Genomic DNA, 381 nt, shown 5'->3' with positions numbered 1-381 from the left:
TTCTACATTCTGAATTCAAGAAGGGGGAATTAGCTCAGCTGGCTAGAGCGCCTGCCTTGCACGCAGGAGGTCACCGGTTCGACTCCGGTATTCTCCACTTTTTTTAATTATGCATTAAGAATTCTGAATTAAGAGTTTTTAGTTGTAATTATTATCTAATTCATAATTCTGCATTCAGCATTTTGAATTAGAAAAACGTTCATTTTATAATGCATACGAGATTTAGCCTTTAGGGGCTAGAGCATCCCGATCTAGCATCGGGAAGGTCACCGGTTCGACTCCGGTATTCTCCACTTTTTTAATTATGAATTAAGAATTCTGAATTCAGAGTTTTTAGTTCTAATTATTATCTAATTCATAATTCTGGATTCAGCATTCTGA

The 381-nt window shown here is 36.5% G+C and carries 1 tRNA gene; it reads left to right on the top strand.

From position 1 onward, the window contains the following. The first annotated feature begins 23 nt into the window (after positions 1-23). A tRNA-Ala gene (locus tag J8281_RS19215) sits at positions 24-97 on the top strand. The last annotated feature ends 284 nt before the right edge of the window (positions 98-381 follow it).

Source organism: Aquimarina sp. U1-2 (genome assembly GCF_017897595.1).
Taxonomy (GTDB): Bacteria; Bacteroidota; Bacteroidia; order Flavobacteriales; family Flavobacteriaceae; genus Aquimarina.
Note: the sequence above shows the minus strand (reverse complement) of the source record. Positions and strands in the feature narration are given on the sequence as shown.